The organism is Luteimonas sp. A501 (assembly GCF_054052085.1).
Map to the genome: position 1 here is coordinate 653,289 of NZ_JBSVRI010000002.1, position 26,072 is coordinate 679,360.

Genomic DNA, 26,072 nt, shown 5'->3' on the forward strand with positions numbered 1-26,072 from the left:
CTCAGGCGTCCTTGTCGAGGAAGCGCTCGGCATCCAGCGCCGCCATGCAGCCGAAGCCGGCCGAGGTGATCGCCTGGCGATACACCTGGTCGGCCACGTCGCCGGCGGCGAACACACCCTGCACCGAAGTTTCGGTGGCACCGCCGGCCAGCCCCGAGCGGATCTCGAGGTAGCCGTTGTTCATCGCCAGCTGGCCTTCGAACAGCGAGGTGTTGGGCGTGTGGCCGATGGCGACGAAGAAGCCGTGCACGTCGATTTCGCGCGTGCTGTCGTCCTGCACCGACTTCAGGCGCAGGCCGGTCACGCCGGCCTCGTTGCCGAGTACCTCGTCGACCACGTGGTGCCATACCGGCACGATCTTGCCGGCGTCGATCTTGGCCTGCAGCTTGTCCTGCATGATCTTCTCCGCGCGCAGGGTGTCGCGGCGGTGCACCAGGTAGACCTTGCGCGCGATGTTGGACAGGTACAGCGCCTCCTCGACCGCGGTGTTGCCGCCGCCGACCACGGCCACGTCCTGGTCCTTGTAGAAGAAGCCGTCGCAGGTGGCGCAGGCGGAGACGCCGCGGCCCTTGAACGCATCTTCCGATGGCAGCCCCAGGTACTTGGCGGTGGCACCGGTGGCGATCACCAGCGCATCGGCGGTGTAGTCGCCGTTGTCGCCCTTCAGGCGGAACGGGCGCTGCGACAGGTCGGCGCTGTGCACCTGGTCGAATATGACCTCGGCCTCGAAGCGTTCGGCGTGCGCCTGCATGCGGTTCATGAGGTCCGGGCCCATCAGTCCGTGCGCGTCGCCGGGCCAGTTGTCGACCTCGGTGGTGGTCATCAGCTGGCCGCCCATCTGCAGGCCGGTGACGACCACGGGCTTGAGGTTGGCGCGGGCGGCGTAGACGGCGGCGGTCCAGCCGGCGGGACCGGAACCGAGGATGAGCAGGCGGCAGTGCTTGGAAGTGGTCATGTATACTCGCGGGCCATGGAAACACGGCGTTGGGAAGCCCATAGCTTGGCGTCGCCGGGGCGGCAAGACAAGGCGCAAGCGGCTGTCGTGGCTGCAACGCAGGGTTGCCCGCAGCAGGATTGAGACGCGCCGCAAATGCGGCGTTTTTCGTGCATCACCCCAGAGGGCGAAAGATGCGTATCGGCGTTCCCAAGGAAACAAAGACCCTGGAGGGTCGCGTCGCCCTCGTCCCCGCCGCGGCGGGCGATCTCGTCAAGCGCGGCCACGATGTATGGCTGGAAAAGGATGCCGGGGTGAAGTCCGGTTTCGCCGATGCCGACTACGCCGCGCTGGGCGTCAACATCGCCCCCGATGCCGCCGCGCTGTACGAAAAGGGCGAGATGATCGTCAAGGTCAAGGAGCCGATCGCAGGCGACCTCGAGCACCTGCGCCGCGACCACCTCCTGTTCTGCTACCTGCACCTGGCGGCCGAGCCTGCGCTGACCCGCAGCCTGCTCGACATCGGCCTGACCGCCGTCGCCTTCGAGACCGTGGAGCTTCCCAACGGAGACCTGCCGCTGCTTGCGCCGATGTCGATCGTCGCCGGCCGCATTGGCGTGCAGGTCGGCACGCACCTCCTGCACCAGCCGGAAGGCGGCAAGGGCAAGCTGCTCGGCGGACTGCCTTCGACCGATCGCGGCAAGGTCGTGGTGTTCGGGGGCGGCAAGGCGGGCGGTGCATCAGCCACCCTGGCCGCCGCCGGCGGCGCCAACGTCACCGTGTTCGAGATGCGCACCGACCGCATGGACGAGATGATGCGCCTGGGCGCCAACGTCACTGCGCTTTATCCCTACCACGACGTGGTCGCGCGCGAGGTGGCATCCGCCGACCTGGTGATCGGCGCGGTGCTGGTGGCCGGGGCCAGGGCGCCCAAGGTGCTGACCCGCGACATGCTCAAGGCGATGGAGCCGGGCAGCGTGCTGGTCGACATCGCGATCGACCAGGGCGGCTGCTTCGAGACCTCGCGACCGACCACCTGGAAGGCGCCGACCTACGTCGAAGAGGGCGTGACCCACTTCTGCGTGACCAACATGCCCGGCGCCGTGCCACAGACGTCCTCGCAGGCGATCTGCGCCACGATCCTGCCCTGGGTGAACCGGCTGGCCGCCGGCGGCGACTGGACGTCCGACCCGGCGCTGGCGCGCGGCATCAACGTCGCCGGGGGCCAACTGGTCCATCCCGCCCTGCTGGGCATGGCCGTTTGACCTGCAATGTGATTAAAATCATCTCATTGCAGGAACTTCTTAAGGCCTGATCACACGTGGTAGCACGCCCGGCATCCGAACGCGGCACCCGGCGCCAGCGCAAACCGGCGCCGCGCATTGCCGCCTCGGCACCCAATCCGCGCCGGCAGAAGCTGCTGCGCGACATCGCGCTGATCGCGATCGCGCCGCTGCTGGTGTACCTGATGGTGTGCCTGGCGACGTATTCGCCGTCCGATCCGGGCTGGAGCAACGCCGGCAGCCTGACCGCGCCGCTGAACAACGCCGGCGGCAGGGTCGGTGCCTGGACCGCCGACGTGCTGCTGGGGCTGTTCGGCCACGTCGCGTTCGTGCTGCCGCTGATCCTCGGCGCGGTGGCCTGGATCGCTCTCTTCGGCATGGACACCGATGGCGATGGCGAGGCCGATCTCGGCCCGGCGCTGCGGCTCGTGGGCATTGTCGGCTTCATCGTCTCGTCGACCGGACTCCTGTACCTGCGCATTGGCGCGGTGGCGGGCTATTCGGCGGGCAGCGGCGGCATCCTCGGCCGCCTGGTCGGCAACTCGCTGTATTCGGCGTTCGGGCCGGTGGGTGGCAACCTGTTCCTGCTGGCGCTGCTGCTGGTGTCGGTGACCCTGGCCACGGGCCTGTCCTGGTTCAAGGTGATGGATGTCATCGGTCACTGGGTGCTGCGGCTGCCGGAGCTGTTCCGCCGCGGCAGCAAGCAGGCCAGCGAGTGGCAGGAAGCGCGCGCCCACCGCGAGGAGCGCACCGAGGTCCGCAAGATCGACACCGAGCTGCGCGCCAAGCGCGGCAAGGTCCGGATCGAGCCGCCGCCGGCACCGGTGGTGGAAAAGAGCGAGCGCGCCAAGCGCGAGCAGCAGATCCCGCTGTTCAACGTCGCCGACGGCAGCGGCATCCCGCCGCTGGCGCTGCTGGACGATCCCAAGCCGCAGCCCAAGGGCTACGACGACGACACCCTGGAAACCCTGTCGCGGCAGATCGAGTTCAAGCTCAAGGACTTCCGCATCGACGCGCAGGTGGTCGGCGCCTATCCGGGCCCGGTGATCACCCGCTTCGAGATCGAGCCTGCGCCGGGCATCAAGGTCAGCCAGATCAGCTCGCTGGACAAGGACATCGCCCGCGGCCTTTCGGTGAAGTCGGTGCGCGTGGTCGACGTGATCCCGGGCAAGTCGGTGATCGGCCTGGAAACGCCCAACACGCACCGCGAGATGATCTACCTGTCCGAACTCCTGCGCTCGAAGGAATACGACAAGGCGGCCGGCCCGCTGACGCTTGCGCTGGGCAAGGACATCGCCGGCCGGCCGACGGTCGCCGACCTCGCGCGGATGCCGCACCTGCTGGTCGCCGGCACCACCGGCTCGGGCAAGTCGGTGGCGGTCAACGCCATGGTGCTGAGCCTGCTGTACAAGGCGTCCGCCAAGGACGTGCGCATGCTGATGATCGACCCGAAGATGCTGGAGCTCAGCGTCTACCAGGGCATCCCGCACCTGCTGGCGCCGGTGGTCACCGACATGAAGGAGGCCGCCAACGGCCTGCGCTGGTGCGTGGCCGAGATGGAGCGCCGCTACAAGCTGATGAGCGCGGTGGGCGTGCGCAACCTGGCCGGCTTCAACAAGAAGGTGCGCGAGGCCGCGGACAGCGGGCAGCCGCTGCTGGACCCGCTGTTCAAGGCCAACCCCGACATCGACGAGCTGCCGCAGCCGCTCGAGCCCCTGCCGTTCATCGTCATCTTCATCGACGAATTCGCCGACATGATGATGATCGTCGGCAAGAAGGTGGAAGAGCTGATCGCGCGCCTGGCGCAGAAGTCCCGCGCGGCCGGCATCCACCTGATCCTGGCCACGCAGCGGCCGTCGGTCGATGTCATCACCGGCCTGATCAAGGCCAATATCCCGACCCGCATCGCGTTCCAGGTGTCGAGCAAGATCGACTCGCGCACGATCCTGGACCAGTCGGGCGCGGAGACGCTGCTCGGCCATGGCGACATGCTCTACCTGCCGCCGGGCACGGCCATGCCCGAGCGCGTGCACGGTGCTTTCGTCTCCGACGAAGAGGTGCATCGCGTGGTCGAGAACCTGAAGCAATCGGGCGGCGGCCCGGACTACATCACCGGCGTGCTGGAAGAAGTGCAGACCATGGGCGACGGCGTCGTGGTCGGCGCCACCGGCCTGCCTGAGTCCAGCAGCAGCGGCGACGAGAGCGATCCGCTCTACGACGAGGCCGTACGCGTGGTGACCGAGACCCGGCGCGCGTCGATCTCGGGCGTGCAGCGCAGGCTCAAGATCGGCTACAACCGCGCCGCGCGGCTGGTCGAGGCCATGGAGGCCGCAGGCGTGGTCACGCCGCCGGAGCACAACGGCGACCGCAGCGTGCTTGCGCCGCCGCCGCCGCAGTAGCCCTTCGACTTGTGGGAGCCGCTATAGCGGCGATCGCGGCCATGGCCGCTCCCACATTGGAAACTCGCGTGATCCCGCATTCAGCCTGCGCAAGCGACACTTCGCAACGCATTCCCCGGATGGAGCCACCTATGACCCGCATGCGCTACTGGCTGGCCGCACTGGCCCTGCTGTCCACCATCGCCGGCACCGCGTACGCGGGCGCCCGCGACGATCTCGCTGCGTTCAGCGCCAGCCTCAAGGGGCTCGACGGACAGTTCGAACAGAAGCTCTACGACCTCGATGGCCGCCTGAAGGAAACCTCCAGCGGCCGCGTCGCGCTGTCGGCGCCGCGCCTGTTCCGCTGGGAATACGCGACGCCCTACGAGCAGCTGATCGTGGCCGATGGCGAGAAGGTCTGGGTCTACGATCCCGACCTCGAGCAGGTGACCGTGCGTGCGCAGGGGCCGGAAGAGCAGAACAGCCCGCTGGCGGCCCTGGTCGATCCGGCGAAGCTCGAGCGCGACTTCAACGTCCGCGAAGGCGGTGAGGCCGAGGGCCTTTCCTGGCTCCAGCTGTCGCCGCGCGATGCCGACCAGGCCAGCTTCAGCAGCGCCCGCCTGGGCTTCAAGGGTGCGTCGCTGGTGCGCATGGAAGTGGTCGACAGCCTGGGCCAGCGCACCGAGGTCACGTTCAGCGGCTGGAAGCGGAACCCTGTCTTCGATCGCGGGACCTTCCGCTTCGTCGCGCCGGCTGGCGTGGACGTGGTCGGCGAGGGGTGAGTCTTCGGGGCCGGTGCTTGGCGCCGGCCCGGAATGCTGCCCGCGGAGACCTGAAAGGTGTCCATGGTGTCCCCGTTGGCGCCGTTCCTGCGTTCTCAGGAACATAACCGCAACGGGACACCCTCCATGCCGGCAGTCCGCCGCGCCAAGCTGCTGCTCCTGGCCATGCTTTCCGTGGCCGCGCCGTGTGCATCCGCGCAGGCAGGAGAGGACGCTGCTGTGCGGGCTGCCGACACCATTTCCATGCCTTCGCCGGTGGACGAGCAGGTCTTGGCGGCCGTTGCCGCGGTGCTGGTCGCCACACTTGGCGATGAGTTCGGCGACAGCATGCTGGAGCTGAAGCTCGGCGCAGCGGAGGTGGAGATCACGGGCCCGCGAGACCACGTCGTGCACGGCGTAGGCGAGCTTCGTTTCAGCGGCAACGACGACGACTGGCTCGCATTCCACTACCGGTCCCGCTACGACCCCCTGTTCGCCACCGCTGGCTATCCGGAAATCGACCTGGGAGCGGATGGCGAGGGCGCCGGTGAACGCTTCGTCCCCAATGACGCAGCCCTGCTGGGCGAACTGGAAGCGCGCATGGCCGGCGAGCTCGAGTCACTGCCCGGGGCCGCGCGCGTGTTCCTGCAGTTCGACGATATCAGCAGCATGCAGTCGGGCAGCCGCTTCCTCCACATCGAGGCCAGCGGCATTGCCGACTTCGGGCCCGGTGGCAGCACCGTCGCGAACGTCGAGGCGCTCTACGACCTGCACGCCGGTACATGGCTGCGCATCAACCACACATTGGTGACCGCTGCCGCTGCGCGGGAGCACGAGCCGCTGGCGGGTTACTGAGCAGGTCGGGCACGCTAGAATCGCCCGACAACCATGTTCAGGAAGACACCATGACCATGCCGGAAGCAGGGGAACTGCTGGCACCGATTTCAGAAGACAACCCGTGCGGCGAGGACATGGCGTTCTCCATCGAGTACGACCGGATCCAGGAGGCCAGGCGCGGGGATGACCCCACCCTGGACCAGGGCGAATGGGTCACCGACCTCAAGGTCGCCGACTGGCCCGCTGTTTACCGCGACACGACCGAGCTGCTGGGCAAGCGCACCAAGGACCTGCAGCTTGCCGTGTGGTTTTCCGAGGCGTCGGTTCGCCTCCACGGCTTCCAGGGCCTGGCGCAGGGGTATCGCGTCATGGCCGGGCTGTGTGAACGCTATTGGGACGCGCTGTACCCGGAGGTCGAGGATGACGATTACGAGCAGCGCATCGGCAACTTCAGCTGGCTGCTGTCGCACTCGGTCCAGTGGATCAAGGACATTCCCCTGACGCAGGGGCAGCAGGGGAGCTTCAGCCAGATCCAGTTCGATACCGCGCGGATCAGGCAGAACAGCCCGGATGAACACGCTGCCGCGATCGATGGCCTGCCACCGCTGGAGGTGATGGAGGCGGCGCGGCGCGCGACTTCGCGCGAGTTCTACGCACAGCTGGTCGACGCAGTGCCCGATTGCGAAGCCGCGCTCAAGGAACTGGAGCTTGTCGTCGATGCGCGGCTGGGCAGCGATGGCCCGAGCTTCGGCGCGGTCCGCGACCAGCTCGCGTATTCGCGAGGCCTGGTCATGCGCTATGCAAGGGACGCGGGAGTCCTGTTCGACGGTGATATCGAGCTGGAGCAAGGCGACGAACCGCAGGCGCAGGAAACGGCTGCGCCGGCGGGGCAGGGCAGCGGGCTGTCCTCGCAGATCGGTTCACGCCGGGAGGCCTTGGCCCAGCTGCGCCGCGTGGCGGAATTCTTCCGCCGCACGGAGCCGCACAGCCCGGTCGCCTATCTTGCCGAGAAGGCGGCGCGTTGGGGCGAGATGCCGCTCCACGTGTGGCTGAAGCGGGTGATCAAGGACGATTCCACGCTGGCCCAGGTGGAAGAACTCCTGGACGTCGACGAAGGCGCGCGCGACGAATAGATCGTCGCCGGAACAAGCTCCCGCGCCCTGGCGCGGGAGGCGGACTACTGAAGGACCGTGAACTGGATCCTGCGATTGCGGGCTCGGCCATCCGGCGTGGCGTTGTCGGCGACGGGCTCGTCCGGCCCACGGCCAAGGACGCTGAGGCCCGAGGTCGGCACGCCCCTCTCACTGAAGTACTCGAGCACGCGCTCCGCACGCGCGAGGCTCAGGCCCAGGTTGCCCTGGCGCTGCCCGACATTGTCGGTGTGGCCGATGATCTGTACCCGCGCATTGCCGACATCCTTCATCGGGCCGACAAGCTCGTCCAGGATCCGCTGGCCGGCGGGGGTGAGCCGGTCGCTTCCGCTTTCGAACTCGATGATCCGGTCGGCCAGCACCTCATCGATCAGGTTCTGCGGCGAATCCCCGACCACCAGGCCGTCGGCATTCACCGCGTAGGAAGAGTTCAAGGAGGTCAGCAGCTGGCTGGCCACCTGCTGTCGCTGCAGCTCGTTGACCACGGTGCCCTTGATGGTGACGCTGTTGCCGTTGACATCGAGCTCGCCCCTGGTGACCTGCTTGAGCTTGGGGTCCACCAGCTTCGCGACGTTCTCGCTCCAGTTGGGCGGCGCAACCACGGTGCCGATCAGGACCCTGTCGACCACGCGTTCGGCGCCATAGACCTCACGCACCTTGGCGAGCACGGCTGCCTTGCTGGCTTCGTCGGGTACCACGCCCTCGACCACGATGGGCGGAAGATCCGCGCCCCCGGCCTGGGCCAGTGCGGCGTGCGGGACCAGGAAGCCGATGGCCAGGATGCCGGTGGCGATGGCGATGGCGGTTCGCATGTTCATGCTCCAAGGAACGTTTCGCGGAAAACCTGCCGCGCGGACCGCAGCGACAGATCACTGCGGTCGAGGTAGCTGGCCAGCTTGTTGAGCGCGTAATCGCCCTGCAGTTGGTCCTCGACCCAATCCGCGGCGTCGACGTTGATCAGGCGTTCGGCACCCGCCCGGGGATCGATCGCGCTGTGCAGGATCCGGCCATCGGCGCCGTTGAAGCCGATGGTCAGCCGCGGCTTGTCGCCCTCGTTGATGATCAGTGCAAGCTCGACGTCGGCACGCGCCAGAAAGCCGGAGACCAGGTCCAGCCAGAACGCGGCGGCAAGGGGGCGGTACAGCGGATCCCGTGGCAGGGGCAGCGACAGGCCCTTGTCTATGGGCATGGCGGCGCCGCCCAGGGCCGGCTGCAGCAGCAGACCCAGTGCCGGCAGCGCCCATTTCAGCGTGACCTGGCCGTGCCCGGCATCGGCCAGGGCGCTTTCGAGCGAATCCAGCACCTGCATGTCCAGGAAGTCCTGAAAGGTTGCGTCATATGCGGCAGGAGTCGGGTTGAGCGAAAAGCGGGTCTCGGCGATCTGGCGTAGCGGGTCGGTCGGGTCCTCCGCGGCTACTGCCGCACGCACCATGCGGGCCAGCGACACCCACAGGCGGGAGAATGCCAGCGGGCTGCGCGCGACGAAATCCAGCGAGGGCGGGACCTGCAGGTGCGTGGCTGCGATGAACGGGAACCGGCGCTCCGAGGTGTCGCGGCTCGGCTGCAAGTGGCCCGCGATCACCAGCTTGCTGCGCGGCCCCAGGAACGCGAAGTGCAGGGACTGCGCGGCTTCATAGGACTGCTTCCATGCAACGTCATGGCTCAGCAGCTCCAGGCCACTGCCAACCCAGCGGTCGAGCAGGTTCATCAGCTGATGGTTGTCCGGCGTGCGCACGAAATCGCCACGCGATGGCAGCTTGCCGAAATAGCTGACCGGGATCGCCACCTCGTTCATCGCTGCACCTCCGGCTGCGGGCTGCCAACGGATGGCTGGGTGGCCGGTGCCGGCGTGGCCGGCGTGACCGTTGCGGGCAGGCGCAGTCCGCGCATGCTGTTGGTAGTGAGCCCGGCCGAACTTCCTCCGCTGTTCGACTGGACGGGCGCCGCGATGATCTGGAGCTCGATGGTGATGGCAGGGCTGCCCGCCGCTTGCCAGGTCAGCTGGTAGTGGCCGTCGCCGATGGTGCGTTGATCCGCGGCGTCGAAGAGCCTGCTCAGGCCCTCGTTGCCCGGCGCGTTCAGGAATTCCACCGACTGGCCGCTCGCGGTGATCGAGAAGACCCGTACGCCCGGCGTCCCCTGGCCGGGCCAGCGGAAGGTCTGCCACTGCGGCGGCGTGTTGCGGTAGCGAAGGACCTGGCCGTCGATCTCGATCGTGTACTCGTTGAGACCCGACACCGGCTGCGGCTTGATCTGGAAGGTCTGCTGCGCGCCGCCGCCGGAACCACCAGCGCTGGAGGCGACCTGGCCAAGCGGTGCCACCCAGGTGGGGTATCCCGCCAGGAACTCGGGCGACAGCGTGATCCCGATGTTTGCCCAGCGCGCCGGCTCCAGCGCGTTGCCGCGTCGGGTGACCAGGCTGCCGAGCGTGTCCTTGCTGAACTGGGCGACGTTGCCGTTGGGTCCGAATACCTGCTCGATGTCGGACTGCACGGCCTCTACCGAAGCGCCGGGAGTGAACGGGTAGCGCTGTCCGATGCCGCTCTCGAAGGGCTGGTAGACCTGCGCGGACCAGACATGGTTGAGCTCGGTCTCGGTGGGGCCGACCAGCGCGGCATAGGTCTGCGTCAACGGTCTCAGCAACAGGCTGCGCAATGATTGCCTCTGCGCGTCGTCGATGCCGTCGAGCATCTGCTCGTCCACCAGCTTCAGTGCTTCCGACAGCTCGGATCCCGAGGCCAGCGTGTCCTGCATCAGCTTGCTCGCGCCGGCTTCCGTCGCGCCCCGGGTACGAATGCCGTTCAGTCGCGTCCGCACCCCGCCCAGTGCTTCGAAGTAGCTGCCGAGCATCGACGCACCGCCGTCACGCCCGGCCATCAAGCGCGCGAAACCTGCGAACTCGCTTCCCACGGGGCCTGCTGGCACGGGCTCCTGGCGACCGGTCTGCGGATCGAGTCGAACCGGGATCGAAGTCGGGTTGCGACGCATGATCACGCGCTCGAACCATCCGGTGATGCCTTCGCGGGCCTTGCCCATGAGCTCGCTCTGGGCCTTCGGGTTGTCCCAGATGGTGTTCTCGTTGATCTGCGTCATCAGCTTGAGCAGCGGGGAGTTCCTTGGATCACCGAGGCTGTCCATCCGGGTCACCGCCACGTCGAAGCTCGGGAACTCGGCGATCGCGACATTGTCGACGAAGCGCCGCCATTCCCGTGCGTACTCGGTCTTGTACATCCCGGCCAGCTCCTGGGCGATGTGCTCGGGGCTCCCGGCGATGGTGAGGTCGGTGGCCGCGCTGGTTTCCAGGACCCAGTCGGTGGTGCTGAGCTGGGTGTTGGATGCTTCCTTGATCGCATCCTGGATATAGCCTTCCCATGCCGCGCGGGAGAAGGCGCCGGAAATCGCGTAATTGCCCGTGATCGCGCCCTTGTTGACGTCCTGGCCGACGAGATAGTCGACGGTGATCGTCGGGTAGCGGGTGGCTGCCCGGGTCTTGACGTCGTCATATACCCGCTCGACGGCTGGCTTGCCCTTCATGATCTCGCGCAGCAGGTTGCGGGAGTCGTCGACAAGCGCAAACCTGGTTTCGATCGTCGGCCAGTCCGATGCGGACGACTGGGATATGTAGAACGTCATCAGCCGCTCCGCGTTGCGGACCATCTCCTCGCGCGTCATCTGGCCGCGGTTGGCTTCCAGCCAGTTGCGCCAGAACCGGGTCAGCTCCGAGGACAGGGCACTGGGCTCTACGCGCGACCGGTCACCAAGCATCAGGTAGGCCTTCAGCGCGGCGTAGCCGTCATCGGGACTCGTGGCCGACGCCTCCTGGTAAAGCGTGTCGGTGGCTTCCTGCGTGCCGCCTTCAGGAGCCTCTGCAGCGGGGCTCGATTTGCCGTTGGCGACGAAATCGCCGATGAAGCCCTCAAGCCGCTCGGTCACCGGCTGCAGCATGATCTGGCGCATGCCGTTGAAGTACTCGCGGCGCACCTTCTCCTCGATGCGCGCCCCCTGGTACAGGCCCAGGCCGAGCGACAGCGGCTTGTCCTCGCGGTACTGCTCGAGCTGTTCCAGGCGCTGCTGCAGGATCAGCAGTGCCTCGATCCGCGATTTCAGATCGACGCGGCCCTGCTGCACCTCCACCGCCTTCCCGAGGTCCGCGGTGACGTTGGAGGCGAACTGGCGGTTGGCCGTATACGACCAGGTCCAGCCGGCCAGGACCAGGGCCAGCACGGCGGCGGCGCCGAGGAAGGCGACGTAACGCAGACGCGTGCGGCGCGGAGTGGAGTGCTGCTTGACCAGCTGCCGGTCGGCGAAAACGACCTTGCGGAACAGTCCCTTCAGGAAGAAGCCGTCCTGCGAGCCATCCTCGGGCGCCGGTGTTTCCTCTGCCGCGGGCGCCGGGCCGAGATCGAACTGCCGGGAAATGCGCTCCGAGGCGCGATGGACCGATGCGCCTTCCTGGATCGCGCTGGTGAAGTAGAAGCCGCGGAACACCGGCTTGAACTGGTAGGGGTTCTCTTCGAACAGCGTCGCGATGAAGGTGCGCAGGGCGGGCTTGATCGCCGCGAACTCCAATGGCAGCGTCAGCAGCGCCGGCCCGGAGTCCTGGCCGCGGCGCATGCCAAGCTGGGACAGCGCGACTTCCTTCAGGCCGTCGGAGAGGATGTCGAAGTGCGTGTCGAACGAGACGAGCGCGTCGGTCGTCCCGCCGGTTTCATAGGGCAGCGTGGCACCCCAGCCGTTCTCACGTTCCGCGGGGTCGAGCGTGCTGAAGAACTCGGAGAACCCGGCGATCAGGTCGGCCTTGGTGAACACCACGTACACCGGCGCGAATACCTCCAGGCGCTCTGTCAGTTCCTGCACGCGCTGGCGCAGGTTCTTGGCCAGCTCGATCGCGAACTCCGGCTTGCTGCCGGTGAGTTCGGCGATGCTCGCGGCAATGATCACGCCGTTGATGGGGGCCATGGGCCGGTTGGCGCGCAGCAGGTCGAGGAAGGTCAGCCAGTCCAGTCGGTCCTCGACGCTGACGGTGTAGCGGCCGGCGGTATCGAGCACGATGCCTTCGGTGGTGAAGTACCAGTCGCAATTGCGGGTGCCGCCGATGCCGTGGATGACGTTGCTGCGGCTGTCCTCGAACGGAAACTGCAGCCCGGAATTGAGCACCGCCGTGCTCTTGCCGGCTGCGGGATTGCCGATGATCACGTACCAGGGCAGCTCGTAGAGCGCCGCGGTGCCGCGGGCCTGGCCCAGGCGCGAAGTCTTGATCGCCTTGACCGCCTCGAGCATCTTTTCGCGGAGCACCTCCGTGTCCGCACGGCTGGCCGGCTTGGCATGCGCCAGGGCGGTGTCCGCCTGGTCGCGCATCATGTCGTCAAGCTTGTTCGCGGCCCGGCGCGTACGGATCCTGCGGATTCCCCAGACCAGCAGCCAGACCAGCGTAATCACGACACCGGCGACCAGCAGCCAGAAGCCCACCTGCTTCATGCCGTCGACGCCGAGGAAGAGGGTGGCTCCGGCGAGCAGCAGCCCGAGCGCCGTGATCGTTCGATAGTCGGTGAGGAAATAGCGGAGTCTGCTCATGTTGCCTGCGGGTTGCTGGAGGATTCGGCCGTCTCGTCGGCAGCCGGGGAGTCGGGGGGAGACACAAGGGCGATGGTGCGCTGGTCGGGTTCCGCAACCGCCACTGCAAGCACGGGCTGGTCATTTGCCGCCGCTCGTTCGGCGGCCAATGCAATCAGGGAAAGCGGGGACACGATGCCCGCATGGCCACAGCTGCTCCCCGTGGCCATGCAGTCGCTCTCGGGATCCAGGTGCTCAAGGGCCCGATCCATGAATCCGGCAACGGCGGTCGCGCGCGACTTGCGCAGGTCGGCATCGCTGACCATTGCCTTCACTTCATCGCTGGTCGCGCCCGGTGCGCGCGCGAGAACCTGCCCGAAAAGGTCTTCCATTTGCTGGACTGCCGTGCGCGGTTGCCAGGACACGCCCTGGCGCATGGTGGCGTGTGCGCGGAGCACGGCCTTCGGCGGCAGCGCGAACCCGCCGTCCGCGTCGGCTGCAAGCAGCAGGACGCCGGCCGCGCCTTCACCCGGCACGATGCCTTCGCTGCGCATGGCCGAAAGCAGCTGCCCCGCCTGGTCCAGCCGCTGGACGCTGCGTTCCCCGAGCTGGGAGTGGCATGCCAGTACGAGATGCAGGACCGGCGCGGGGGAGGGCGGGGAGGATGGCAATGCGATTTTCGAAAGGTGGCGCCAGACCTCGTCGCTACCAGAGGCCGGGATGACCTCAGCAACCAACTGTCCGGCGAGGATGCCGGCAGCGCGTGCTTCTTCCACGAACCAGGCCACCGCCAGTTCCCGGATCGCGGAAGTCCATTCCGAAGGAAGGAGGATGCTGGCCTGCAGCCTGGGGGGCGGCGGGGCCGTCGAGCGTCCTCCGCTGACCGAGGGGAGTGGCGCAGCAAGCCAGTCTTCTGCGACCACCTCGGCGAGCAGGTCCTGCGTGACGGGCAGCATCAGGCCGAAGGCGCGGAGTTGCTCTTCGGGGAGGCGGCGAATATCGGCGTGTTTGCCGCCGGCGGCTTCAAACGCCTGCATCACCGCATCGGTGTCGACGTCGTCGATCCAGCTGGCGAACACCGGATAACCGGACCCGTCCTTGAGTTTCTGATGCAGCTGCGGTGCCGCAGGCGTGCCGATCGCCCCGAGCACGCTCGCGACGTCGCTGCCCGCGGGCAGTTGCACTGCACTGGCCAGGATGCCGACAGGCGTGGCGGGCTCGCCTGCGGGGGCGTCCCCACCCGTCGCTGCGTCGTCGCCTGCAGCTTCCAAAGAGTCAGCCTGCGCGTTGGAGGCCTTGCTGCGGGCGTTCGCAAGGCCGTGCTTGAGCAGCGCCAGGACCGCGAACGTACCCAGCGGCAGGACGCCGAGGTACAGCACCAGGGCACGGACATCGGGACGTACGCCCACGATCTTCCAGTAGCCGATGACGACCACCCAGACCACCAGGGCGGTCAGCAACAGCCACATGAGAAAGCGCAGAAGTCTGCTCATCATCCGTTGATCAGGAACCCGTGGCCGTTCAACGGATGCCGGTGGTGGCCTGGCTGGGCATCAACGATGCGCCGCATGCGGTGGTGTCCCCGGAGCGCGCGACGGCCATGCCATCGATGACCAGCGTCGGATCGCCGCTGGCGATCGTGGTTGGGCCGTGCTTCGAACAGACGCAGGCGTCGCCGACGCGGGCGATTGGACGCCCGGCGACATCACTCTGCACGGAAGCGGACGTGACCGTGCCGCCGTGGCTGAGCGCGTCTCCAAGCAAGATAAAAGGGCGTGACATGATGTTCTCCCGAATCCCTGGATCGACATCGTCGATGAACGACGGGTAACGATAGCAGAGCGGCTATCGCTTCATCACGCCTTCACGTCTCAGTTCCACGTGCATCAGGTCCTTGATGCTGGTCCAGTCGCCGCCCCAGACCAGTCCGGCCTCCCTGGCGACTTGCCCGTACAACTGGTAGCCCCGCATCGCCCACGGGTCGCGCTCGGTGATCACCAGCTTGCCGTCGCGCATGAAGGCGCTGTCGGCGGCCAGACCGTACTGGTGCCAGCTCCGCCCGCCCCGTGCCCGGGTCACGTGCTGGCCACGCGCCGCCAGTTGGTCCTGCCGGGCCGGGCTGCGATAGCCCTCCACCAGCACCATTTCGTACCCGTGCTGCTCCCGCATGACCTGATAGATCGCTAGCAGCCGCTGGGTGAACTCCGCATCCAGCTGATCCCACTTGCGGTCCGCGCTCGCCGTCATCGGCCGGACCTCCTCGACTTCTGCGGTCATGAACACTTCCGGAGGCGGCGGGGAAGGGGGCACCAGTCGCTCGCCACGAAGGAGTTCCTCGAGCTTTACGCTGGCCACCGGCCTGGCGACGCCTTCGAACCCGTCCAGGATCACCTCGCGCCGGAACAGCAGCACCAGCAGTGGCGGCAGCGCGATGACAAGCAGTCCTGCCAACAGCAGGTGACGATACGTCTGGAAGATTTCCGCAAGGTGCGAAGGCTGGTCACGCCGCGATTTGCGAGCCAGGCCGTGTTGCACCGAGCCGCTGATACGCCTGGCCCGGCCGCCGACTGCGCGCAGTCGGGCAAGGAGCCACGCAAGCAGCCGCTCCCGCACGTCGGCGAAGTATGCAAGCCACGCTAGCAGGCATGCGAATGCGAAGAGCAGGGCCATCCATAGCGCGATCACTGGGTCGTCTGGTCTCGTCCGTGGACCGGAGTGGTCTTGCGGGAGGGATGAAGTATGCTTGGCGAATATACAGCCCGGCCATGGAAAGAACAGGCACGCCCGTGGACAGCAAGGATCGCAAACCAGCCCGCCCCAGTCTTTTCGAATCCGGCCCCGCGCCTGGAGGACAGGAGGGCGCGCGCGCGGCCGGTGGCAGGCTCGACGTGGAGCTGGCGGGGCAGGGGAGTCAACAGCGACCTTGGCCGCGGTTCTTGCCGTGGGTATTGGCCGCCGGCCTGGCCGCCATCGGGATCGCGGGCTGGGCTGCACTGTCTGATCGCGGTTCGGCCGAGTCGATGCAGGTCGCCCATGCGCCCCTGTCACCGTCAGGCGTCGTGGACCGATCATCCACGGCCGTGCTCGTGGATGGAGGGAGCGCGCACGGCGGGCAGCCATCGACGGATGACCCGCTGTCCAACATCGGCGCGAATGCCGAAGCAGCCGAGGCGGGAACCGACCTCGCCAGCCGGCTCGGGCTCAACACCGAAGCTGCGCCGGCAGCAACGGCAAGCCGGGGTGGCACATCGGCAAGCGCCAGGCGGACCGCGCGTCCGCGCGCGCAAACCGCGGACGAGAAGGCGGACCTGCTTGCCGTCCTGATGGCGAACATCCGCGAACAGCCTGACAAGGCCCAAGCTGGCGGCACCGGCCCGCAAACCCTGGATGAGCTGGTCGCGCAATTGAGCAAGGCGCCCTCGGCGGAGCCTGGATCCCCGGCCAGCAGCGAAGTCGCCGCGGCCAACCAGAGTTCGGCAAACCTGCAGAGGCAGTTGCGGTCCTGCCCCGCGGCCAATACCACGGCCGGCATTCGCTGTCGGCAGAAGCTGTGCGCGAAGCATCGCGGCGATCCTGCCTGCCCGATGCAGTGAGTGGCGCCTGCCTCAGGGAAGTCGCGGCGTTGTATGAGGCGTGAGACTGTAGTCGGGGGGCGGCTCAGTCCGCCACTGTCTGTCTAGCCAAAGCCAGCACAGCCGCCGCCACGTCAGCCGAGGTGAGCAGGAATACCTCCTCATCGCTTTCAGGCACCTTGCTGCCGTTGTCCTCGATGACAAGGCCTTGGCTGGACGTAATGAACGCCCTGGGCGAGAAACAGTAGGGAGTATCTTCGTCGCCGGTTGGTTGCTTGATCAAGCTGACGAATTCTGCAGCCTGCATGGAGCCGGGATCGATCGCCTCACAGAACGGATGGGGCGCCAGGATATCGCTCACGGCATCGACATCGACCAGCTCCGTCGCGATCGCCGGCTTTCCAAGCGCCACTCCCTGGACCTTGCCAGACGACCCATCGACCAGCCATCCGTAGTTGTCGTGCGAGGTGCATTTGCACTCGCAGGCAAGAAGATAGTGCCTCCGACCCTCGGTCCAGTACAGCGTCGCCGTATCGCCTTCGCACAGCGCGAGGGCGTCCTGGTTGCCGGCGAGTGCCGCGTTGCAGCGCCCCTCCGAATCGCATTGCTCCGATGCAGGAGGTGCGTCAGCTACCAGCTTCAGTCGCGGCTGCAAGGTTTCCACCTGTCTCCTGGTGCTGTGCTCGCGCTCGGAGCAAGCGACGAGGAACAGCGCCAGGGTAAGTACGGCGACCATGGAGCTGGCAAATCGGCTGATCATGGGTTTTCTCCAACAGATGGAAGTTGGCATTAGGAACCTTTCGGAGTTCAGATCCGTGGGCTCGCCATGGCGGCGTGATTCACACCCGCGAGCCTCCGGGATTCCGGGCGGTTCTTTACGGCGCAGGCGAGACATTCTTGTAGGTACCTGCAAGGTCTGGCCGGTCCATTCAGGGCGAATGAATTGCGTTACACGAGACCACTGAAGCAGCGCTGTGTTGATGCGTGTTGGTGAGTTCGGAGAAACTGACGCCCTCGCTCTCGGCAACATAGCGGCGGTAGCTTTCTACTGTGATCTTCGCATAACCCTGGTAGCAAGCTGAATCAGAATGCTGGAGGGAGTCCAATCCCAGCATCTCTCTCGCCTCGGCGTTATTGGAGAAGCACATCCAATGAAACGGATTTCCATCAGAGTCTTGTGGAAGCGATTTCTGGCTGGAATCGTCTGGGAAGAAGCACACGGCATCGTGAATCTCGATGTTACTCGGATTTACGAAGTAAAACCCGCTTATTGTCGCTGTTCCTGCATAGTCTATGAACTCACCATCGTTGCTCAGCATAAACATCTGGACAGGTGTTGAGCACGAAATTGCAGAAAATGGCGCTGCGATCACTAGGGCAATGGTTCGAAGAAGTCTCATTAACTTCGTTCCTGTGTGCGCCTGATGTTCATGGTTGGTCGGTTCCCAGGCTGATATGTACATGGTGGATATGCGTGTCATCCGTTGTGACCCGACACATCGTCACCGGGCGCAAATCGCCAACGTGTGCGCGCATGAACGCGCACTTCGCCCTTACCCCCTGACAAAGTACGACGCGTCCAGTCTGGCACCCGGATTGCAGGCGGCCAGCAGCAGGGTCACGGTCACAAGGGGGCACTTCGCATGACGGTCATCTGCCCAGCGTGTACATGATGAAGGAGCCGTGGTCGCCCGAGAGGTAATCGATTGTCGTGCTCTGCCGCACGAAAAATCAGTCCGACTGCTTACCTGAAAATAAAGGGCAGGACTCGGCTGCCAGATTGATGTCTTCTGTCATTCCGATAACTTCGCCTGAAGCTTGGTCAACGACATAGTCGTCCACTGTTGCCCGGCTCTGGTCTCGGCTGAAGGTCACTTCATAAGGGCCGCGGGTCACTGTGTAATGGTTGATGGGTTCGTCACGCTCAATGTCAATTAAATAGACCTTGACGACTGGCGGGGCACCCATTTCTACTAGATTGTTGTCATGGCCCCAAACAATAGCGCGCGTTCGACTGCAACTGACGGCCCAGCCGCTGACGGTCACGTCAAGAGGGATATTGACTGTGCGGTTGCCGCGATCGAAAGAGAACTGATCGGCAATTGCTCGGAATGATCGACCTAAGTTTTGGTTGTCGGCACAGGCTACGCCTGATGCGATGAATATGAATAGAAACGGCAACGGTATCGTGTTTTTAAGCTTCATCGCCGAGCACGCGGTAAGAGGATATGGTTTCGGTTGCCCGCCTTGGAGCGGGTGGGCGCTCGTATGGATTGACTAGCCGACTTACGGCAGGCCGAAGCTTGTGCAGTAGCTTCGCCATCAGCCGCCCTGTGAATGCCAGTCTTGGCACAGTAGAATCCGCCCCCTCCGATCTCCTAGAACCGATGGCGCCATCCTCGATCGGCACGTGCTCTCAGTGCGGCTAGGCTGAAAGTTCGTGCTAACAGCTGCTACTTGAGATCCAGAGCTATTCATTTCTCCTTGGATAGCACTATAGGTGAATTGTCTTTGCAGGAAATCTCAATTTCCGTCGATTCTTTAGCTATAACGCCAATGGTCTGGAGCGGCAGAACGGCATTTGCAACCGCTACGCTGGGGTCAAAGAACTCAGAGACAACTGAGCTTAGGTCTTGCGAAAAAACTACCCGGTAATAATTTCTCTCAATTATGTCTGCATTCTGGCTCGGCCCGGTCTGAATGACGAGATCAATGTGTTTCGCGCCGCAGGAATGATTCTCGACCACAAACATTCTTTCTGCCCTTGAAAAATGCGGTTCCATCAGCTTGTGCTTTATTCTGGCGCCGTTGCCGGAAGTTCCTTCGATAACGTAAAATTGATCCGGAGATGGCTTTAGTTCAAACTGATACTCTGAAGTTTTGATTAGCATTCCTCGGTCAATTTTAGGCACTACAAACAGCTCGGACCCAGAAAGCAGTTCGGGGCTGCAGGGCATAGCACAGGCGGCCATTAGAATTAAAGTATACATAACGTCATAGCCTCGAGGGTGTTGGGATTTGGCAGTTTGGCGGATAGTGTGCCTCAAGGAGGAGCGCGTACTGCAATGCATCGTGCTTGAGCTATACGGCATCTATAAAAATCCTGCCATTCCTTATAAGCTCGACAAGACTCCACCGTTCCTTGTGGCTTTTCGTGCCTTTGTTAATTAAATCGGTAATTTTGTCTGCAGGGTCTCGGTAATTCCGTTGTCTGCCTGTAGATATAATTTTCTATCAACCCAGAACATCAATCCTGACCGAACAGCACGGGTTGGCTCGTCCACTTTATCTGGATTCGCCTCGAAATCGATACTTTCACCCAGATTCGTTCATGCGTTGCTGCGAGATCTCTGTAATTACCACGTCCAGTCAACTGTTTCAGGCCGCGGCCGCGATACGGCCAACCATCGCCAGGTTCGGTATTCCAAAGTTTATACGAAGAACTTCTGTTTGCGTCATCATAGGCGTTGTTTGCACAGCCGATGAAACTGGCCACGCATGGCGGTGGGCAAATAGGTGATGTCCCATGCCATACTTGATTGCGACCGCCGTCGCCAATGCCTTTGGTTTGGCGACGTTGCGCGGCGGCTTGGCGCGGCCGCGGCGGTGGCACTGGTTGTACTCGGCAAGTACTCGGTAGAAGCTGGATCCGGACCCTGCCAGACCCCATGGTGCTCGCAGACCCAGGATCTGGGCATAAAGCTCGCTATCTCTCATCCGTCGAAGACTAAGCTACGCACTCGAAACGATGAAGCGCCGTTAAAGGTTGGAGCCTCCGGAAAGGTCGGCGGTTCACTCCACTATAATACTTGTTTATAACGCAACGGGACTAAGTGAGGCCGCTCGGCCCTCAATGAAGGTAATGCTCCTTGATGACGTCATTTCCATGGTCGTTGACATAATCAAGAGCTCGACCTGCTTCATCTCTTTCAACTGGGTCAAAGACTTCCTCTGTGGTGGTGAACTTTCCATTCAAGTAATGGAGATCCCTGATTCTGATGGAGCCTTCGTATTCGTACCACGAGGATAACTCCTGCATGGGCTTTATTGGCTTCCCGTTGGCGTCAAGTACGATTCCAGATACTTCCACCGCCTCCCCCTCACCATCGCTCATGTCGTAGTTCTTGTGCAGGTACGTTACCAGGTAGTAATTTTCTTGAATCCTCCAAACTGAAAACGGGAAGAGTTGCGATTCGGTTCCATTCACCAGCACACCATCCGTAAGCACCTTGAACTCGAAGGCATTCTTAGGCAAACAGGCAGAAAGAGCCGTGATCTGGTCTGGGAACGGCTCAATGACTACCTCGCCAGGACTCTTGGCATTCGCAACTGGTGGGTAGTCGTTGAATACTCTGAATGCACTCAGGGTGCCTTCGCTGACTTTTTCTGCAAAAGATAAGGCTTTTGCGCATGTATTCCCGTCGGCCATCTTCGCTCTGGTGAACTCGCTATCCTTTGCTTGATCTTTCTCCCGTTGCTCATTCGGATTTGCGATAGATGTTTCGGAATGGGCCTTCCCCGATGCCTCTGAATGCCCGCTCGCAGAGCATGCTTGAATAAGCATCGCCAAGGAAGCAAGGAAGTTCCTCATTGCGCCGTCTCTGCCATACTTTGGTGAGTGTCTCTTTCTTCATCCAAGGCGTTCGCCCCCGCAATTGTGTTTAGGTGGGTCAATGTGTTCGGGTTCCGCTCCGTCCGCAGGAACCTGAAATCGCCATCCTCACCGTTTATATGGGATGAGCTCACGCCGGGCGCCCCCTCTCGCATGCTGGACGCTGTCGAAGTAATGTCGTCTAAGCCTACGTCATGGTAGGCCAGCAGCGAAACTCGGATAGGAAAGCCGAACCTGGGCAGTGATAGCCCGCGATTCCCGACGTGCCCCCGCGGGCGTTCTTGGATGCCGGCGAAGCCGGCCGCCGCTTGTCCTGGTCCAGTTGCGGCTGTGCACTACAGGCGATCTGCGAGAGAAGCCGCAGCGAGCCAATCAGAAGGGCGAATAGCCGTTCGGTCGATTTCATCGGCGCTTTCGATTTCCTGAAGGGCGGCGCGGAGATGACGTGCGGCACCGCTTATGGCGTCAGCTAACCTGTGGAGAGGATTGTCGTGGGCGCGCGGTAAAAATGAGCTTGCCCCGGAACTCCGGACATCCATCTAAGCGACACGGGATAGCTCAAACTCCTCCGGGCTGAGATAGCCGAGCGTGGAGTGGAGCCGCTGTCGATTGTAGTAAACCTCGATGTAGTCGAACACCTGCGCCTTGGCTTGTTCGCGAGTACTGAAACGCTCGCCGTGCACGGCCTCGACCTTCAAGCTGTGATTCCGGCTTTCCATCGCAGCGTTGTCGTAGCAGTTGCCCTTGGCGCTCATGCTGGCCACCAAGCCGTGCTCGTCGAGCAGCGTGCGGTGCTCGCGCGAACAATACTGGCTGCCGCGATCGGAGTGCACGATCACGCCACGAGGCCGATGGCGCCGGAACAGGGCCATGCGCATCGCATCGCACACCAGGGGCGCGGTCATCCGATCCGACATCGACCAGCCCACCACCAGGCGCGAGTACAGATCCAGCACCACCGCCAGATACAGCCAGCCTTCGTCGGTGGCGATGTAGGTGATGTCGCCGACCCGCTTCTGGTTGGGCCGCTGGGCACTGAAGTCCTGCGCCAGCAGATTTGGCAGCGAGTGTTTTTGAGTTCGTCGTCGCCTTGTGCTTGCGTGCATCTTTGGCCCGCAGGCCATGCCGGCGCATGCTCTGCGCCACCTGGTGGCGGCCGGCGGTGTGACTTTGCGCCTTCAGCCGTCGAGATAGACCCGTCGAGCCCGCACGGCTATTTTCAGCCGTAAAAGCGAGCTTCACTTCGGCATCAAGCTGCTTCTGCACCCGCGCCCGTGCCCTCGGCGAAGGCGCCCGACCGCGCCATTCGTAGTAGCCGCTCGGCGACACCGTCAGCACACGGCACATCATGTGCACCCGGAACTGAGCTTCGTGCGAGCGGATCATCGCGTACTTCACTTGGGTTGCCTGGCGAAGTACGCCGCCGCCCATTCTAAGAAGGCGTTCTCCTCTTCCAGCTGCGCCACCTCACGCTTGAGCCGGGCATGCTCAGACTGCTGCAGCCGCTGCTCCTCGCTGGTCTGGCCGGTCAACTTGGCCTTGGTGCGCCACCCATAGAGCTGGCTCTCTTGCAGCCCCAAGTCCTTGGCCGCCATCGCCATGCCGTCTTGCGCGGCGCGCGCCAAGGCTTGCTGCTTGAACTCCGGGCTGTAACGCTTCCGGACCTGCTTCACCACGGTTTTGCTCTTCATCTGCTTCACCTCGGATTGCGATATTGAATCGCTTATCCGGATGTCCGGCAAACAGGGGCAGGATCAGGCAGTTACACAGTTCAAATTACAGACTCGTCGAAGCGGTCTACTATCAACAGATCCGAGAGCTCGCCATGGCGGCGTGACTCACGCCAACGAGCCTCCGGAATTCCCGGGGCGGTTCACTGCGAGCATGGGAATATGTACAGTCCAAGCTCCTCAACCATACAACCCATCTCAAAGACCATCAGCACTACCTACATCTCCAAGGCAACCTTCCAACTGTTCGTGAAATAAATGATTAAAATCAACTACATCACGGCCGTATGCCTGTCACTCCTTCTACCCTGCTGCGCAATGAGCACTGGAAGCCAACCGGAGGGTTGTATCTCCTTTCTCGCAGGCGTATCCAAGATCCCCAACGGGAGCGAAGTGGGTTTCGACATCGAAAAGGCGTATCGCATAGAAGACGGCATGTTCGTCCAAGCGTACGACGCGATGCGCCCCATCAATTCTGGCTGCACGCTCGGCAGCATCATCCCTATCTCCCCGAGCGAGATCAAGTCCCCTTGGAAGGCCCACGAATTCATTGATGTTGCATCGGGAACCCATAATGGGTCTCCGTGGATACAGTTCGTGTATCCCTCTATTGATGACGGGCACGGCTCTGGACTTTCATCAAGCATCGTCTTCTATGACGACGAAGGCCATCCGATATCAACCAGCCTTGTGTCTTCCTATCATTCCTGGGAAGGAGCAAGAGTACTGAATTCAAAGATCAAAGGGTCACAACTTGAACGTTGCACTCAATTCATCGAGTTCTTCAGCTACACAAAGTCCGGGGATATTGACCAGGAACTCGACACGCCCATTCGTTCGTCTTGCGCGATTTCGCACGGCGAACTGCCGTGATGCCCGGCGGATTAAACCGCGAAGTGCAGTTTCCTTGAACTGAAGCGGGCCAGGTGCCGCTTGGTTTCAAGAATCATGTAATGACCCACTGAATTCCTGCTCAGGTGCTACTTTTCGAAGGAGACACCTATGAGCGTGATGATGGAAGAGGAAATCAAGCGTTGGACGGCCCGCCGGAAGTCGGCGCTGGTGCTGGAAATCATCCAGGGCAAGACGACAGTAGCTGAGGCCAGCCGCCAGTTCGACCTGACCCCGTCGGAGATCGAAAGCTGGTCGATGAGGGGAAGCGCGGCATGGAGAACGCGCTGCGGGCCAAGCCCGAGGACGTTCGTGATCAATACGAGCGCCAGCTCAAGGACCTGCAGGAAGCCTACGGCGAGGCCATGCTGGAGTTGCGCGCTCGAAAAAAATTGGCGTCCCTGTTGGGCAAGGACGAGACCTGATGGTCTCGATCCAGCAGGGACTGCGGGACGAAGGCTTTGAGGTCTCGATGGTGAAGCTGTGCCGGTGGTTTGGGGTGGCACGACGGAGCATGTACTACCACCCGACGAAGGCGCCGCCGAAGATCCGGCCCGAGTTGGCCGAGCCGATCAAGGCGATGATTGAGGAAGAGCCATCGTTCGGCTATCGGACGGTCGCGGCGCTGCTGGACATGAACAAGAACACGGTGCAGCGAATCTTCCAGCTGAAGGGCTGGCAGGTAAGGAAGCGGGCGGTCGGATGCCGCCCACGGATCCAGGTGTTGCCGTCGGTCGCGCAAGCGCCTGACGAGCGGTGGGCGACGGACCTTTGCCGGATCTGGGGTGGCCGCGACAACTGGCTGACCTTGGCCCTGGTGATCGATTGCTATACCCGGCAACTGCTTGGCTGGCACCTGTCGCGCAGCGGCAAGGCCAGCACCGCAACCGCCGCGCTGGAGCAGACGTTGATCGCGCGGTTCGGGACCTTGGGGCGGGTGCACACACCGTTCCCGCTGCGCTCCGACAACGGCCTGGTGTTCACTAGTCGCGACTACACCCGACTGGTGCGCAGCTATGGCTTGAAGCAGGAGTTCATCACCCCGTACTGCCCGCAGCAGAACGGAATGGTGGAGCGGGTCATCCGCACGTTGAAGGGACAGTGCGCACATCGACACCGCTTCGAAAGCCAGCAGCACGCCAGTCGGGTGATCGGCGACTGGATCCAGTTCTACTACCACCGGCGCCCGCACCAGGCACTGGGCATGAAGACACCCGCTGAGGCATATGATTTAGCGGCCTGACCTGTGCAGAAACGGCTGGGTCATTACAGCGATAATGCGAGGCGGATATGGCATGGCCGGCTTGAAGCAGGCACCAGTTCACGTAGGAGGCGCACCACGCATTGGCTGTTCCGGACAGCGACGGCAACCACTTGGTGCCTAGTTCATGGTGGTAGTTGATGGTCTTGCCGATCCCGTCTTCTTTCTTGCCCTTCCAGCGCTGGGCTTCGGCATATGCATGCTCGATCCAAGGCGCGCGCTTCTGGGATAAACCCATAATCGCCAATGGATGTCCGGCATTTGTGCGACCGCGGACCGCGGTAGCCTGTGACGTCGCGGGTTCCGGTTTGAAAGCCAGTGGCTTGGGCTTCGCCGCCGATCCTGCAGCCGTCGTGCGAGACGGGGTGACCGGCTTTCCGGGGTGACTGGATTCGCCGTTGTAGAACTGGTCGGTGGTCCCCGGCTGGTCCAAGGCCCGTGCAGAAGCTCGATCTGCACCTCGGCATCGACACTGTTATTCGAGAAAACTAAACGACTTAAACAGAGACGTCATTGCATCGAGCTCGCGTTGTGCCTCTTCATCCGAGGATGATGGCCACAATGCATAATTTGCTGAAAGAGCCTTGTTTCCGACGAGGTAAACCACCTGGCCGTCGACGCCGCGATCTGCCATGTTGCGTGGTCGATCGAGTATCTCAATATTGGCAATGAGACCAGCTCCATTCGCGACTTGGAATGTCTCGAGTGAGGCGAGTCTCATCTCAAGCGGACCGCGTGTGGCTCCCGACTCATCTAGTTTGTAGGCTTCATCACCACCTGGCGTTAATGAGTAATCCAAAGAAGCAGACGCAAGGCTCACGCGTTTAACTTCGATGACATAGTCGGTCTGTTCTCTCCAGCCTTCCGGCTGTCCGACTGTTGAGGGACTGCTCGTCTGGACAGACTTGCTGAAAGCAATAATGCAATTGACATCGTCTTCTAATATCGCACCTTCTATCTCAATGTAGTCCAGATTCTTTGGGACGATAAAAGAAACTCTGCAGTCATTTAGAACTATTCTATGCTGTTCCGCACACGCGGTCAGCGACGCGACAGAAAGAAGCGCTGGCACAGAGAGGTAAAGTGAAGTGCTCAAGAAGTTAGGCATG

General features: G+C 63.3%; 23 protein-coding genes and 1 pseudogene. 9 read left to right on the plus strand and 15 right to left on the minus strand.

Going from position 1 to position 26,072, the window contains the following annotated elements:
- Nucleotide 1: 1 nt before the first annotated feature.
- Nucleotides 2-955: a thioredoxin-disulfide reductase gene (gene trxB, locus ACW7G5_RS09460; RefSeq protein ID WP_457003881.1), complete on the minus strand. Its 954-nt coding sequence runs from the start codon at nucleotides 953-955 to the stop codon at nucleotides 2-4.
- Between the two features lie 173 nt (nucleotides 956-1,128).
- On the opposite strand from trxB, the gene ald reads away from it, so the two are divergent.
- From ald to tssA, 5 genes are all read left to right on the plus strand, one after another.
- The gene (gene ald, locus ACW7G5_RS09465; RefSeq protein ID WP_457003883.1) at nucleotides 1,129-2,199 is read left to right on the plus strand and encodes an alanine dehydrogenase; all 1,071 of its coding nucleotides are present in this window, start codon (nucleotides 1,129-1,131) and stop codon (nucleotides 2,197-2,199) included.
- 116 nt (nucleotides 2,200-2,315) lie between these two features.
- Nucleotides 2,316-4,616: a DNA translocase FtsK gene (locus ACW7G5_RS09470; RefSeq protein ID WP_457004001.1), complete on the plus strand. Its 2,301-nt coding sequence runs from the start codon at nucleotides 2,316-2,318 to the stop codon at nucleotides 4,614-4,616.
- Between the two features lie 119 nt (nucleotides 4,617-4,735).
- The gene (gene lolA / locus ACW7G5_RS09475; protein WP_457003885.1) at nucleotides 4,736-5,377 is read left to right on the plus strand and encodes an outer membrane lipoprotein chaperone LolA; all 642 of its coding nucleotides are present in this window, start codon (nucleotides 4,736-4,738) and stop codon (nucleotides 5,375-5,377) included.
- Nucleotides 5,378-5,452: 75 nt separating this feature from the next.
- Nucleotides 5,453-6,211: a hypothetical protein gene (locus tag ACW7G5_RS09480; protein WP_457003887.1), complete on the plus strand. Its 759-nt coding sequence runs from the start codon at nucleotides 5,453-5,455 to the stop codon at nucleotides 6,209-6,211.
- 50 nt (nucleotides 6,212-6,261) lie between these two features.
- Complete coding sequence (tssA, locus tag ACW7G5_RS09485; RefSeq protein ID WP_457003888.1) at nucleotides 6,262-7,326, plus strand: type VI secretion system protein TssA; 1,065 nt, start codon at nucleotides 6,262-6,264, stop codon at nucleotides 7,324-7,326.
- Nucleotides 7,327-7,370: 44 nt separating this feature from the next.
- Here the strand turns inward: tssA and ACW7G5_RS09490 are convergent, their stop codons facing one another.
- The 6 genes from ACW7G5_RS09490 to ACW7G5_RS09515 form a co-directional block, all read right to left on the minus strand.
- Nucleotides 7,371-8,156: an OmpA family protein gene (locus ACW7G5_RS09490; RefSeq protein ID WP_457003890.1), complete on the minus strand. Its 786-nt coding sequence runs from the start codon at nucleotides 8,154-8,156 to the stop codon at nucleotides 7,371-7,373.
- Between the two features lie 2 nt (nucleotides 8,157-8,158).
- Entirely contained in the window at nucleotides 8,159-9,139 is a 981-nt protein-coding gene (gene tagF, locus ACW7G5_RS09495) for a type VI secretion system-associated protein TagF (protein ID WP_457003891.1), read from the minus strand.
- Nucleotides 9,136-12,918, minus strand: a complete 3,783-nt coding sequence (gene tssM / locus ACW7G5_RS09500; protein ID WP_457003892.1) for a type VI secretion system membrane subunit TssM — start codon at nucleotides 12,916-12,918, stop codon at nucleotides 9,136-9,138. Before tssM ends, tagF begins: the two co-directional genes overlap by 4 nt.
- Complete coding sequence (locus ACW7G5_RS09505) at nucleotides 12,915-14,390, minus strand: hypothetical protein (protein WP_457003894.1); 1,476 nt, start codon at nucleotides 14,388-14,390, stop codon at nucleotides 12,915-12,917. Before ACW7G5_RS09505 ends, tssM begins: the two co-directional genes overlap by 4 nt.
- A 28-nt stretch (nucleotides 14,391-14,418) precedes the next feature.
- Nucleotides 14,419-14,679 carry a PAAR domain-containing protein gene (locus tag ACW7G5_RS09510; RefSeq protein WP_457003896.1) on the minus strand — a complete coding sequence of 87 codons (261 nt, stop codon included), beginning with the start codon at nucleotides 14,677-14,679 and terminating at the stop codon, nucleotides 14,419-14,421.
- Nucleotides 14,680-14,742: 63 nt separating this feature from the next.
- Nucleotides 14,743-15,567: a M15 family metallopeptidase gene (locus tag ACW7G5_RS09515; protein ID WP_457003897.1), complete on the minus strand. Its 825-nt coding sequence runs from the start codon at nucleotides 15,565-15,567 to the stop codon at nucleotides 14,743-14,745.
- A 116-nt stretch (nucleotides 15,568-15,683) separates the two neighbouring features.
- Between ACW7G5_RS09515 and ACW7G5_RS09520 the strand changes: the two genes are divergently transcribed.
- A complete protein-coding gene (locus ACW7G5_RS09520; RefSeq protein ID WP_457003899.1) occupies nucleotides 15,684-16,490 on the plus strand; it encodes a hypothetical protein in 807 nt (268 codons plus the stop codon).
- A gap of 64 nt (nucleotides 16,491-16,554) precedes the next feature.
- Here ACW7G5_RS09520 and ACW7G5_RS09525 read toward each other — a convergent pair whose 3' ends face one another.
- From ACW7G5_RS09525 to ACW7G5_RS09555, 7 genes are all read right to left on the minus strand, one after another.
- A complete protein-coding gene (locus tag ACW7G5_RS09525; RefSeq protein ID WP_457003901.1) occupies nucleotides 16,555-17,229 on the minus strand; it encodes a hypothetical protein in 675 nt (224 codons plus the stop codon).
- 169 nt (nucleotides 17,230-17,398) lie between these two features.
- On the minus strand, nucleotides 17,399-17,932 hold the full coding sequence (locus tag ACW7G5_RS09530) for a hypothetical protein (protein WP_457003903.1): 534 nt from the start codon (nucleotides 17,930-17,932) through the stop codon (nucleotides 17,399-17,401).
- Nucleotides 17,933-18,200: 268 nt separating this feature from the next.
- Nucleotides 18,201-18,674, minus strand: coding sequence for a hypothetical protein (locus ACW7G5_RS09535; protein ID WP_457003904.1), 474 nt, complete (start codon nucleotides 18,672-18,674; stop codon nucleotides 18,201-18,203).
- A 269-nt stretch (nucleotides 18,675-18,943) separates the two neighbouring features.
- Nucleotides 18,944-19,360 (minus strand): hypothetical protein, encoded by a 417-nt coding sequence (locus tag ACW7G5_RS09540; RefSeq protein WP_457003906.1) that lies wholly within the window; start codon nucleotides 19,358-19,360, stop codon nucleotides 18,944-18,946.
- A gap of 959 nt (nucleotides 19,361-20,319) precedes the next feature.
- Entirely contained in the window at nucleotides 20,320-21,060 is a 741-nt protein-coding gene (locus ACW7G5_RS09545) for a hypothetical protein (protein ID WP_457003908.1), read from the minus strand.
- 560 nt (nucleotides 21,061-21,620) lie between these two features.
- Nucleotides 21,621-22,205: an IS3 family transposase gene (locus ACW7G5_RS09550; RefSeq protein WP_457003909.1), complete on the minus strand. Its 585-nt coding sequence runs from the start codon at nucleotides 22,203-22,205 to the stop codon at nucleotides 21,621-21,623.
- 270 nt (nucleotides 22,206-22,475) lie between these two features.
- Nucleotides 22,476-22,772, minus strand: a complete 297-nt coding sequence (locus ACW7G5_RS09555; RefSeq protein WP_457003911.1) for a transposase — start codon at nucleotides 22,770-22,772, stop codon at nucleotides 22,476-22,478.
- A 432-nt stretch (nucleotides 22,773-23,204) separates the two neighbouring features.
- Here ACW7G5_RS09555 and ACW7G5_RS09560 point away from each other — a divergent pair, with 432 nt between their 5' ends.
- From ACW7G5_RS09560 to ACW7G5_RS09570, 3 genes and pseudogenes are all read left to right on the plus strand, one after another.
- A complete protein-coding gene (locus ACW7G5_RS09560) occupies nucleotides 23,205-23,684 on the plus strand; it encodes a hypothetical protein (RefSeq protein ID WP_457003912.1) in 480 nt (159 codons plus the stop codon).
- Nucleotides 23,685-23,813: 129 nt separating this feature from the next.
- Nucleotides 23,814-24,127 (plus strand): annotated as a pseudogene (locus tag ACW7G5_RS09565) (DUF1153 domain-containing protein).
- The gene (locus ACW7G5_RS09570; RefSeq protein WP_457003914.1) at nucleotides 24,127-24,945 is read left to right on the plus strand and encodes an IS3 family transposase; all 819 of its coding nucleotides are present in this window, start codon (nucleotides 24,127-24,129) and stop codon (nucleotides 24,943-24,945) included. The pseudogene ACW7G5_RS09565 and the gene ACW7G5_RS09570 overlap by 1 nt, the downstream one beginning before the upstream one ends.
- A 493-nt stretch (nucleotides 24,946-25,438) precedes the next feature.
- On the opposite strand, the gene ACW7G5_RS09575 is transcribed toward ACW7G5_RS09570, so the two are convergent.
- Nucleotides 25,439-26,071, minus strand: coding sequence for a hypothetical protein (locus tag ACW7G5_RS09575; protein ID WP_457003916.1), 633 nt, complete (start codon nucleotides 26,069-26,071; stop codon nucleotides 25,439-25,441).
- Between the last annotated feature and the right edge of the window lies 1 nt (nucleotide 26,072).

What these genes read in the sequence shown, in the direction of transcription:
- trxB (WP_457003881.1), bottom strand. Translation starts at nt 955, where the DNA reads ATGACCACTTCCAAGCACTGCCGCCTGCTCATCCTCGGTTCCGGTCCC.
- ald (WP_457003883.1), top strand. Translation starts at nt 1,129, where the DNA reads ATGCGTATCGGCGTTCCCAAGGAAACAAAGACCCTGGAGGGTCGCGTC.
- lolA (WP_457003885.1), top strand. Translation starts at nt 4,736, where the DNA reads ATGGAGCCACCTATGACCCGCATGCGCTACTGGCTGGCCGCACTGGCC.
- tssA (WP_457003888.1), top strand. Translation starts at nt 6,262, where the DNA reads ATGACCATGCCGGAAGCAGGGGAACTGCTGGCACCGATTTCAGAAGAC.
- ACW7G5_RS09490 (WP_457003890.1), bottom strand. Translation starts at nt 8,156, where the DNA reads ATGCGAACCGCCATCGCCATCGCCACCGGCATCCTGGCCATCGGCTTC.
- tagF (WP_457003891.1), bottom strand. Translation starts at nt 9,139, where the DNA reads ATGAACGAGGTGGCGATCCCGGTCAGCTATTTCGGCAAGCTGCCATCG.
- tssM (WP_457003892.1), bottom strand. Translation starts at nt 12,918, where the DNA reads ATGAGCAGACTCCGCTATTTCCTCACCGACTATCGAACGATCACGGCG.
- ACW7G5_RS09505 (WP_457003894.1), bottom strand. Translation starts at nt 14,390, where the DNA reads ATGAGCAGACTTCTGCGCTTTCTCATGTGGCTGTTGCTGACCGCCCTG.
- ACW7G5_RS09510 (WP_457003896.1), bottom strand. Translation starts at nt 14,679, where the DNA reads ATGTCACGCCCTTTTATCTTGCTTGGAGACGCGCTCAGCCACGGCGGC.
- ACW7G5_RS09515 (WP_457003897.1), bottom strand. Translation starts at nt 15,567, where the DNA reads ATGGCCCTGCTCTTCGCATTCGCATGCCTGCTAGCGTGGCTTGCATAC.
- ACW7G5_RS09525 (WP_457003901.1), bottom strand. Translation starts at nt 17,229, where the DNA reads ATGATCAGCCGATTTGCCAGCTCCATGGTCGCCGTACTTACCCTGGCG.
- ACW7G5_RS09530 (WP_457003903.1), bottom strand. Translation starts at nt 17,932, where the DNA reads ATGTACATATCAGCCTGGGAACCGACCAACCATGAACATCAGGCGCAC.
- ACW7G5_RS09535 (WP_457003904.1), bottom strand. Translation starts at nt 18,674, where the DNA reads ATGAAGCTTAAAAACACGATACCGTTGCCGTTTCTATTCATATTCATC.
- ACW7G5_RS09540 (WP_457003906.1), bottom strand. Translation starts at nt 19,360, where the DNA reads ATGCTAATCAAAACTTCAGAGTATCAGTTTGAACTAAAGCCATCTCCG.
- ACW7G5_RS09545 (WP_457003908.1), bottom strand. Translation starts at nt 21,060, where the DNA reads ATGAGGAACTTCCTTGCTTCCTTGGCGATGCTTATTCAAGCATGCTCT.
- ACW7G5_RS09550 (WP_457003909.1), bottom strand. Translation starts at nt 22,205, where the DNA reads ATGGCCTGCGGGCCAAAGATGCACGCAAGCACAAGGCGACGACGAACT.
- ACW7G5_RS09555 (WP_457003911.1), bottom strand. Translation starts at nt 22,772, where the DNA reads ATGAAGAGCAAAACCGTGGTGAAGCAGGTCCGGAAGCGTTACAGCCCG.
- ACW7G5_RS09570 (WP_457003914.1), top strand. Translation starts at nt 24,127, where the DNA reads ATGGTCTCGATCCAGCAGGGACTGCGGGACGAAGGCTTTGAGGTCTCG.
- ACW7G5_RS09575 (WP_457003916.1), bottom strand. Translation starts at nt 26,071, where the DNA reads ATGCCTAACTTCTTGAGCACTTCACTTTACCTCTCTGTGCCAGCGCTT.